The sequence below is a fragment of the Aequorivita viscosa genome (assembly GCF_900106795.1).
Taxonomy (GTDB): domain Bacteria; phylum Bacteroidota; class Bacteroidia; order Flavobacteriales; family Flavobacteriaceae; genus Aequorivita; species Aequorivita viscosa.
In genome coordinates this window covers 38,697-47,454 of the sequence record NZ_FNNS01000011.1, presented here as the reverse complement: position 1 = coordinate 47,454, position 8,758 = coordinate 38,697, and the positions used below count along the sequence as shown (strand labels likewise).

9 protein-coding genes are annotated in these 8,758 nt (G+C 36.2%); 6 read left to right on the top strand and 3 right to left on the bottom strand.

Features of this window, described 5'->3' with window-relative positions:
* Positions 1–120 precede the first annotated feature (120 nt).
* Together BLW28_RS08015 and BLW28_RS08010 are read left to right on the top strand one after the other, a co-directional pair.
* Positions 121–1,125, top strand: coding sequence for an NADP-dependent oxidoreductase (locus BLW28_RS08015; protein ID WP_073217455.1), 1,005 nt, complete (start codon positions 121–123; stop codon positions 1,123–1,125).
* Positions 1,126–1,237: 112 nt separating this feature from the next.
* Complete coding sequence (locus BLW28_RS08010; RefSeq protein ID WP_073217311.1) at positions 1,238–2,398, top strand: iron-containing alcohol dehydrogenase; 1,161 nt, start codon at positions 1,238–1,240, stop codon at positions 2,396–2,398.
* Positions 2,399–2,519: 121 nt separating this feature from the next.
* On the opposite strand, the gene BLW28_RS08005 is transcribed toward BLW28_RS08010, so the two are convergent.
* Positions 2,520–3,539 (bottom strand): cytochrome-c peroxidase, encoded by a 1,020-nt coding sequence (locus tag BLW28_RS08005; RefSeq protein ID WP_073217314.1) that lies wholly within the window; start codon positions 3,537–3,539, stop codon positions 2,520–2,522.
* Positions 3,540–4,029: 490 nt separating this feature from the next.
* Between BLW28_RS08005 and BLW28_RS08000 the strand changes: the two genes are divergently transcribed.
* From BLW28_RS08000 to BLW28_RS07990, 3 genes are all read left to right on the top strand, one after another.
* Entirely contained in the window at positions 4,030–5,292 is a 1,263-nt protein-coding gene (locus tag BLW28_RS08000) for a putative DNA modification/repair radical SAM protein (protein WP_073217316.1), read from the top strand.
* On the top strand, positions 5,293–6,078 hold the full coding sequence (locus BLW28_RS07995) for a TIGR03915 family putative DNA repair protein (protein ID WP_073217319.1): 786 nt from the start codon (positions 5,293–5,295) through the stop codon (positions 6,076–6,078).
* Positions 6,079–6,348: 270 nt separating this feature from the next.
* Positions 6,349–6,870 (top strand): DUF421 domain-containing protein, encoded by a 522-nt coding sequence (locus BLW28_RS07990; protein ID WP_073217322.1) that lies wholly within the window; start codon positions 6,349–6,351, stop codon positions 6,868–6,870.
* Between the two features lie 53 nt (positions 6,871–6,923).
* Here the strand turns inward: BLW28_RS07990 and BLW28_RS07985 are convergent, their stop codons facing one another.
* Complete coding sequence (locus tag BLW28_RS07985) at positions 6,924–7,388, bottom strand: COG2426 family protein (protein ID WP_073217325.1); 465 nt, start codon at positions 7,386–7,388, stop codon at positions 6,924–6,926.
* Between the two features lie 345 nt (positions 7,389–7,733).
* On the opposite strand from BLW28_RS07985, the gene BLW28_RS07980 reads away from it, so the two are divergent.
* A complete protein-coding gene (locus BLW28_RS07980; protein WP_073217328.1) occupies positions 7,734–8,135 on the top strand; it encodes a VOC family protein in 402 nt (133 codons plus the stop codon).
* Positions 8,136–8,432: 297 nt separating this feature from the next.
* Here BLW28_RS07980 and BLW28_RS16050 read toward each other — a convergent pair whose 3' ends face one another.
* The gene (locus BLW28_RS16050; protein WP_262481103.1) at positions 8,433–8,567 is read right to left on the bottom strand and encodes a hypothetical protein; all 135 of its coding nucleotides are present in this window, start codon (positions 8,565–8,567) and stop codon (positions 8,433–8,435) included.
* Positions 8,568–8,758 lie beyond the last annotated feature (191 nt).

Sequence of the window (8,758 nt, the reverse complement as noted above, 5' to 3'; positions counted from 1 at the left end):
AGATAAACTATTGAAAATTAAACTTTGCGATTCTTTGCGTTTTTACTTTGCGCCCTTTGCGTGAAACCCCCAGAAAACCTGAAAACCGCTCAAAATATAAACCCGCTTAAAAAAACAATTATGATAAAGACTATAATATTAAAAAACAGACCCGAAGGAAAACCTTCAATGTCAGATTTCGAATTTGTAACAGACAATACAGACCTTACTATTAAAGAAGGGGAAGTACTTCTTGAAACTACCTACGTTTCTGTAGATCCCTATTTAAGAGGACGTATGAGCGATGCTAAATCGTATGTGCCTCCCTTCCAGCTTAATAAGCCTATACAATCGGGTGTTATTGCAAAAGTTTTGGAATCTAAGAACGACAAGTTTAAAAAAGGCGATTTTGTTTCTGGAATGCTGGACTGGAAAACCAAACAAATTTCCACAGGCGAAGGACTTTTAAAAGTAGATGGCTCAAAAGCTCCTTTATCAGCCTATTTAGGAATCCTGGGAATGACAGGGCTAACGGCCTACTCCGGTTTAACACAAATAGGAAAGCCTAAAGCTGGCGAAACCTTAGTAGTTTCAGGAGCAGCTGGTGCTGTGGGCTCTGTTGTTGGACAAATAGGAAAAATCCTCGGGCTTAATGTTATCGGAATTGCAGGTACAGACGAGAAAGTGGAAATGCTTACAACCGAATTTGGTTTTGATGCAGCTATCAATTACAACACAACGGATAATATGACCGCTGCCATCGCAGAAGCCGCGCCAAACGGAGTGGATATCTATTTTGATAATGTGGGCGGTCCAATTTCGGATGCTGTATTATTCAATATTAACCAATTTGCAAGACTGGTTATTTGCGGTGCCATTTCGGTTTATAACAATACGGAAGTGCCAAAAAGCATCAGCGTTCAGCCTTTTCTGATAAAGAACAGCGCCCTAATGCAAGGGTTTATTGTTTCTAATTATGCCGAAATATTCCCAGAAGCGATGAAACAACTATCAACCTGGTTGTCAGAAGGAAAACTAACCTATACTGAAACAGTAGTTGAAGGTTTTGACCAAATTCCAAATGCATTTATGGATTTGTTTGAAGGTAAGAATAAAGGAAAAATGGTTGTAAAAGTAGGTGAATAGAATCTAGAGGCTAGAGGCTAGAGGCTAGAGGCTAGAGGCTAGAGACTAGAGACTAGAGACTAGAGACTAGAGACTAGAGACTAATTTAAATAATATATTAAGTAAAACTATAATGAATAACTTTGAATTTAAAAACCCGACCAAAATCATTTTTGGAAAGGACAGTATTGAAAAATTAACAAAAGAGATTCCTGAGAATGCTAAAATCCTGATGCTGTATGGCGGGGGTAGCATTAAAAAGAATGCAATATACGATCAAGTAAAAACGGCTTTAGCCAATGCTTCAATAACCGAATTTGGCGGAATTCCTGCCAACCCAGAATACTCGGTGCTAATGGAAGCTCTAGAGGTTATTAAAACCGAAAACATTAATTTCTTATTAGCAGTTGGTGGTGGTTCTGTAATTGACGGTACTAAGTTTTTATCGGCTGCTGCCCTCTATGGTGGCGTAGATCCTTGGAATATTTTAACCGATAAAATTAGAATCGAAAAAGGACTGCCTTTTGGAACCGTATTAACCCTTCCAGCCACAGCTTCCGAAATGAATTCGGGAGCAGTAATAACACGCGCTGAAACAAAGGAGAAACTAGGTATGGGTGGCCCAGGATTGTTTCCGCAGTTTTCAATCTTAGATCCTCAGGTAATCACTTCCATTCCAGAACGTCAATTAGCAAATGGATTAACCGATGCTTTTACACACGTTTTAGAACAGTATATGACCTACCCTGTGGGTGGTTTATTACAAGACCGATTCGCGGAAAGCATTATGCAAACCCTGATTGAAGTGGCTCCAAAAATAATAAACGACCCAACAGACTATAAAGCAGCATCTAATTTTATGTGGAGTTGCACCATGGCGCTCAACGGATTAATTCAACAAGGCGTTCCAGGAGATTGGGCCATACACGCAATGGGCCACGAATTAACCGCCCTATTTGGTATCGATCACGCGCGTACACTTGCAATTATGACCCCTAGTCATTACAAGTACAATTTTGAAGCTAAAAAAGAAAAATTAGCGCAATACGCAGAGCGTGTTTGGAATATTACCGAAGGAAGTACAGACGATAAAGCCTATGCAGCTATTGAAAAAACAGAGGCCTTTTTCCACGAATTGGGAATCGATACTAAGTTATCTGATTATACAAACGATTACGAAGGAACTGCCGAAACCATTAAGCAACGTTTTACAGATCGTGGCTGGATGGGAATTGGAGAACACAAAACCCTATCGCCCGAAAAAGTTGAAAAGATTGTGAAAATGGCTTATTAAAATAAAACTGTAAGATTTTCCCCTTTTTATTTTGTAGTAAAAAGCCTGTTAACCAATTTATTAACAGGCTTTTTTATATTTATCTCGGACAATAGTGAATTTTAAATTAAGAACATCTACGTTAACTCTTAAACGGGGATTTTTTCACTTCCTCAGGAATATCTGATGTTAGGCTACCAAAAAATGCCACTATATCTTCAACTTCTTCGTCTGTAAGATCTACATTTCGTTGTAGTTTTCCCATAATCTTTACAGCTGTATCCAAATCAGCTACTGAACCGTCGTGAAAATAGGGTGCTGTTTTAACTACGTTTCGTAATCCTGGAACTTTAAAGAAATATTTTTCAGATTCCCGTTCACTAATATCAAAAAGACCAAGGTCAACCTCTTCCGATTCGGTGAATTTCCAGTAGTCGTGAAATAGTCCAAACTTTTGAAGCATTTGTCCGCCTAAAGCAGGCCCGCTATGACAGGTAATGCATCCAGAAGCAATAAACGCATTTAGTCCCTTTTTTTCCTGCTTGCTCAATGCTTCTTGATCGCCCTCAAGATATTTGTCAAACCTAGACCCTGGTATTAGGGTTCTTTCAAATGCGCCAATGGCATTAGTAAGATTTGAAAATGTTATGGGATCATCATCGCCATAGGCCTTAGAAAAAAGTTCTTGATACATTTCCACTTCTTTTAATCGGTTTACCAATTGCTGTTCGTCCTTAATATTGTGCTCTAACGGATTTAAAATTGGACCTCCCGCCTGCTCTTCCACATCTTCTGCCCTACCGTCCCAAAACTGCATTTTATGCAACGATGCGTGGAATACAGTCGGTGAATTTCGACCGCCAACCGTTCCAGGTGCATCTCCGGGCGAAAAGCGCATATTGTCCACCCCAAAAGTATTGAGGTTGTGGCAGGAATTACAACTAATATTTCCTTCACCAGACAATCGCGTGTCAAAAAATAAGTGCTTTCCCAATGCTACTTTATTTGCATCAGGTTCTTCCAAATCTAAAGAAGAGATAGGTTGAAAAAAAGTGGTTGCCGTGGGATAGAGGTTTTCATATTCATCTTCTATAATTTCTTTCTTCTCATTTTTACAACCGAAAAAAACTGAGATACCAAAAATAATGAGATACTTTTTCATACTGATACTATTTAAATTCACCTAAAGATATAAAATAAAGTGATTTACAGAAATGATATAGGTCATAGAAATCGGCTAGTTTCATAGGTAGGACTAAATCTATGTGTAACACGTAAAACCTTGTAAGAATTCATAAAATAGCAAATTCTTATTCAATCTGCATTAATCGGCGGAATCTAAGGGATAGCTATTGTATTCCCAACGTTATAGTTTTGATTAGTTGCTTCGCCAGTTGTCCATCCCTTGGGTCGCTGTCATTTTTATTGATACCAAAAATAAGTTTAACCAATTATTCTATTATGTTTTAACCTAACCCCAATAAGTCTTCATCCTATTGAACCTCCACTCCTACTCCCTTGATTTCTAAAAATGTAAAATACACATTAAAAAAAGGTATATATATTTTTTTGATAAAAGCCTAAACAAGCTTTCTTGTTTTGGAATATTTCCATAATTTTGGAATTTAACCGAGTCTTAGTTTTAATAGCTTATGTCCTTCGTAAGAACCCAAGAAAAATTAAAAATATTAGCAGATGCAGCAAAGTACGATGTATCGTGTTCATCCAGCGGCAGTAAACGAAATAATGCCAATAAAGGTTTGGGTGATGCCACGGGAATGGGCATTTGTCATTCGTATACTGAAGATGGCCGATGCGTTTCACTGTTGAAAATCCTATTAACAAACTACTGCATTTTTGATTGTGCCTACTGTGTAACCAGAAAAAGCAATGATATTAAAAGAGCGGCTTTTCAGGTCCAAGAGGTAGTCGACCTCACCATTAACTTTTATCGGCGCAATTATATTGAGGGTTTGTTTTTAAGTTCCGGTATTTTTAAAAGTGCAGACTATACCATGGAACGTCTGGTTTCTATAGCCAAAAAACTACGGCTGGAAGAGAATTTTAACGGTTATATTCACTTGAAATCTATTCCGGGGGCTTCAGATGAGTTGATGAAAGAAGCAGGATTGTATGCAGATAGGTTAAGCGTAAATATTGAAATTCCTACCAAGGAAGGTTTAGCTGTTTTAGCACCCGAGAAAAGGCGGGAAGATTTCATTAAACCAATGGCCAAGGTGAAAAATGAAATTATTCAATATAAATCGGAAATGAAGATCATAAAAAGCACGCCGAAATTTGCACCCGCAGGGCAAAGCACTCAAATGATTATTGGCGCCAGTGGAGAAAGCGATCAGCAAATTATGTGGACGTCCAATTATTTTTATAAAAAATTTAATTTAAAGCGGGTGTACTACTCAGGCTATATCCCTATCAGCTACGATTCGCGTTTACCGCAAATTGGAACAGATGTGCCAATGCTTCGGGAAAATAGACTTTACCAAACCGATTGGCTTATGCGCTTTTATGGCTTCGAGGTCGAGGAAATTTTAAACAATGAAAATCAAAATCTAGACTTGGATGTAGATCCAAAATTGGGTTGGGCTCTCAGAAACCTCGATCAATTTCCTGTTAATGTGAATAAAGCGGATAAAAGAATGTTGGCCAGGGTGCCAGGACTGGGAATGAAATCGGTTTATAAAATTATTGAGGCTAGACGTTTCCGAATGCTGAATTGGGAACACATTCAACGCTTGGGGGTAGCATTGAACCGAGCAAAATATTTTCTTGAATGTGGCACTAGGGAATATGAACGACGGGATTTAACTGCTATTCAGTTAAAATCTTTAATCCTTCAAAATTCGAATAGTAAATACCGAACAGCATTGGGCCCGCAATTAAATTTATTTGGATAAATGATTCATCTGAAAGAAACCACTTTATTGTATGACGGCACGTTTGATGGTTTTTTAACCTGTGTTTTTGAAGTTTTTAATTTAAAATTATATCAGGTTACCATTATTCGAAAAAGTCGTTTTCAGCAATCCCTTTTTGGAGTTACGCTGGAAATAACAAGCGATTCCCAGAAAGCCAATCGCGTTTGGCACGGATTAAAAAAGAAGTTGTCTAATAAAGGAAATTCAAGACTGTATTATGCTTTTTTAAGCGAAAACCCTGGTGTCGAAAACCACTTATTAAGGTATATTCAGTACGCCTTTAAAAACCAATCCCCTATTGATTCTGACTTTACCAATAACGATGTTTTAAAAGTTGCCCAGATAGCAAAAAGTGTAGGGCGCGAAAAACATAGAATGGAAGCGTTTGTTCGGTTTAGACTTTCTAAAGACAACATATATTTTGCGACAATTGAACCAGATTTTGATGTGCTTCCGTTGATTACAAAACATTTTAAATCGAGATATGCCGATCAAAAGTGGATTATTTATGACTTAGCAAGAAACTATGGAATTTCTTATAATTTAGAAACGGTGAATATAATTACCCTTGACTTTCCAACTGATTTTGACCCTATTAAAACAACGGAAGCATTTTTCGCATCCGAAGAAATTGAGTTTCAAACCCTGTGGCAAGATTACTTTAACAGCACAAACATTCCCTCAAGGAAAAACCTGAAACTCCACGTGCAACATATACCTAAGCGCTATTGGAAATTACTTAGCGAAAAACAAGTTAGCGTATAAATTATGCTAAGGTGGTAATAAACCAAAACCATTGAAAATTTAATGCGACGAATGCCTTACTACTGATATAACGTTGGTTTCATTTAGAAAAATAATTTAGTTTACTACATGTCAATTAGCATAAAATCACGATGCTAACTGTGAAAGTTATTAAAAAGCAGAAGTTTATTTAGTTTCAGAACCCTAACTTTACAAAAATCAATCTTTATACATTTCAGTCTTAATCACCTTAAATCTTTTAATATAAAGGTTTTAAATAAAATCGGATATATGGAAAAATGGATACAAATTTCATCAACTGCAGCTTGGGGCATATTTATAAGCTGTGTATTAGTTTACATAGCTGTAATTCTTTTTACAAGAATTTTTGGGAAACGTAGTTTTAGTAAAATGTCAAGTTTTGACTTTGCAATGACAGTAGCCGTAGGATCGATAATTGCAACTACAATTCTTTCGGCTAGTGTTTCGTTATTGGAAGGCTTATTGGGGTTGTTTTTAGTGTATCTATTACAACTCACTGCCGCATTTTTAAGACGTTATAAATTTTTTAGTGATGCCATAGATAATACTCCTTTGCTATTGATGGACGGCCCAAAAATTCTACACGAAAATTTAAAAAAAGCACGGGTAACGGAAGCTGATCTACGCGCCAAATTAAGAGAAGCCAATGTTATTAATCTATCACAAGTACAGGCAGCTGTATTTGAAACCACCGGAGACATTGCCATTCTTCATTCAGACAAAAACGAACCCAACTTTGACGTCTGGCTGTTAAAAGATGTTGTGAGATAAAAATGAAAATTTTGCGCTATACTATTTTAATTGCTGAGAGAAACAGTGGTTCATTAAAACCAACTAAATCCTTTCATCGCTACTAGTGTGGTGACCCAAACTAATATGCAGGAAATAAAAATCCCGATAGTATTTGCCCAAAAAGCCCGTTTACGTTTTATTCCAAAAAGATAGCCAGCAATACTGCCCGCATACACTCCAGTACCGGGAATTGGTAGCATTACAAAAACAATCAGGCCCCAAAAGCCATATTTCTTGACATTATTTCCTGCACCGCCTTTTGCCCTTCTTGCCACAAAAATAGCTGCTTTTTTATAATAATACCATTTAAAGAAATAACGGTTTATAACATTAAGAAAGAAGTTCATAATAGGAAAAACCAACACATTTGCAAAAAAGCAAAATATAAAGGCTACGTATATATTAACCCCATTCAATAAAGCATACGGAATTCCAACTTTGGCCTCACCAAATGGGGAAATACTCCAAAGCATTGAAATGAATAAATCAACAAGCACTTTTCTAGAATTATAGGTGGCAAAATTAGTGTATTAAATATTCGAAATTTAACAAATTCAAATAAAATTTAATGAATCCTTTCCCCGGATAACCAAGCGCGCAGACCATTAAAAACGACTTAATATCGATTGTTTAAACTCAAATTTCTAAGATTTAAATCAAACAAGAACGCTTTCCTCTTTCCTTAAACAAATAAGTTACAATTGGTATCTTGTTAACAATCAATGTTAAACATCATATAAAAAGTTAGTCGGCCTTTCTGAAAATTTATATTTTAGAGAGAGATAATTGTAGTTAAAACCCTTTAGCTACTGAATAACCAATATAAATTTAAAACCAAAACTATGAGAATTGAAGCATATTTAGCCTTTAAAGGCAATTGTAGAGAAGCATTTCACTTTTATAAGGAAATATTTGGAGGTGAAATTAAAAACGTCGAAACTTACGAAGACAAAGAAATTGACATTCCAGAAAATTACCGAACCAAATGGCAACATGCCGAATTGCGAGGTAAAAACTTCACCTTACTTGGCTATGATGCCGCCCCGGATACTCCTTTAACAGATGGTACAAATTTTCATTTAGGTGTTGATATGGATACAGAGGAAGAAGCTAAATCGGTTTTTGAAAAACTAACCAAATCTGGAAAAGTACACACCTCTTTTCAAAAAACATCCTGGGGAGCTCACTATGGTAGAGGAACTGATAAATACGGGATAAGTTGGATGATTAATTATAAAAAGTAACCCGCTAAATCACCAATCAAATAAAACTCTGAAAGCCTCGTTATTTCTAAATTTAACGGGGCTTTTCTAATATAAACTTAAACAATATAACTCAATATTGATGAAGTGAAAATCAGTAAAAGTTCAATTACATATAGAATAGGTTTGTTTTTAAACGTACCTTCTTCCCCTCCTATAACGACGAGTATTGGAACTATTTTGAGGAAATAATTGCTTGGTAATGGAGTAACGGTTATTGGTTTATTGTTTGAAGTTTATTGAAAATTCATCAATCGTTAATCATTAATCATTAGACTGTTATCGAATATTAATAATAAAGGAAGGGATTTGGATTTCAATTTCGTTTTCAATTTCAATCCCCAACCTGCAACCTCCAACCTGCAACCTCCAACCTGCAACCTCCAACAATCTACAATCGAAATCGTTAATCATCAATCATTAATCTCTTATCAAATATTAATAATAAAAGGAAGGATGTGGATTTTGTTTTTGATTTCATTTTCGATTTCGTTTTCAATCCCCAATACCCCAACCCGCAACCCGCAACCTCCACCAATCATCAATCTTCAATCGTTAATCGTCAATCGTCAATCATTAATAATCAATCTCTTATCAAATATTAA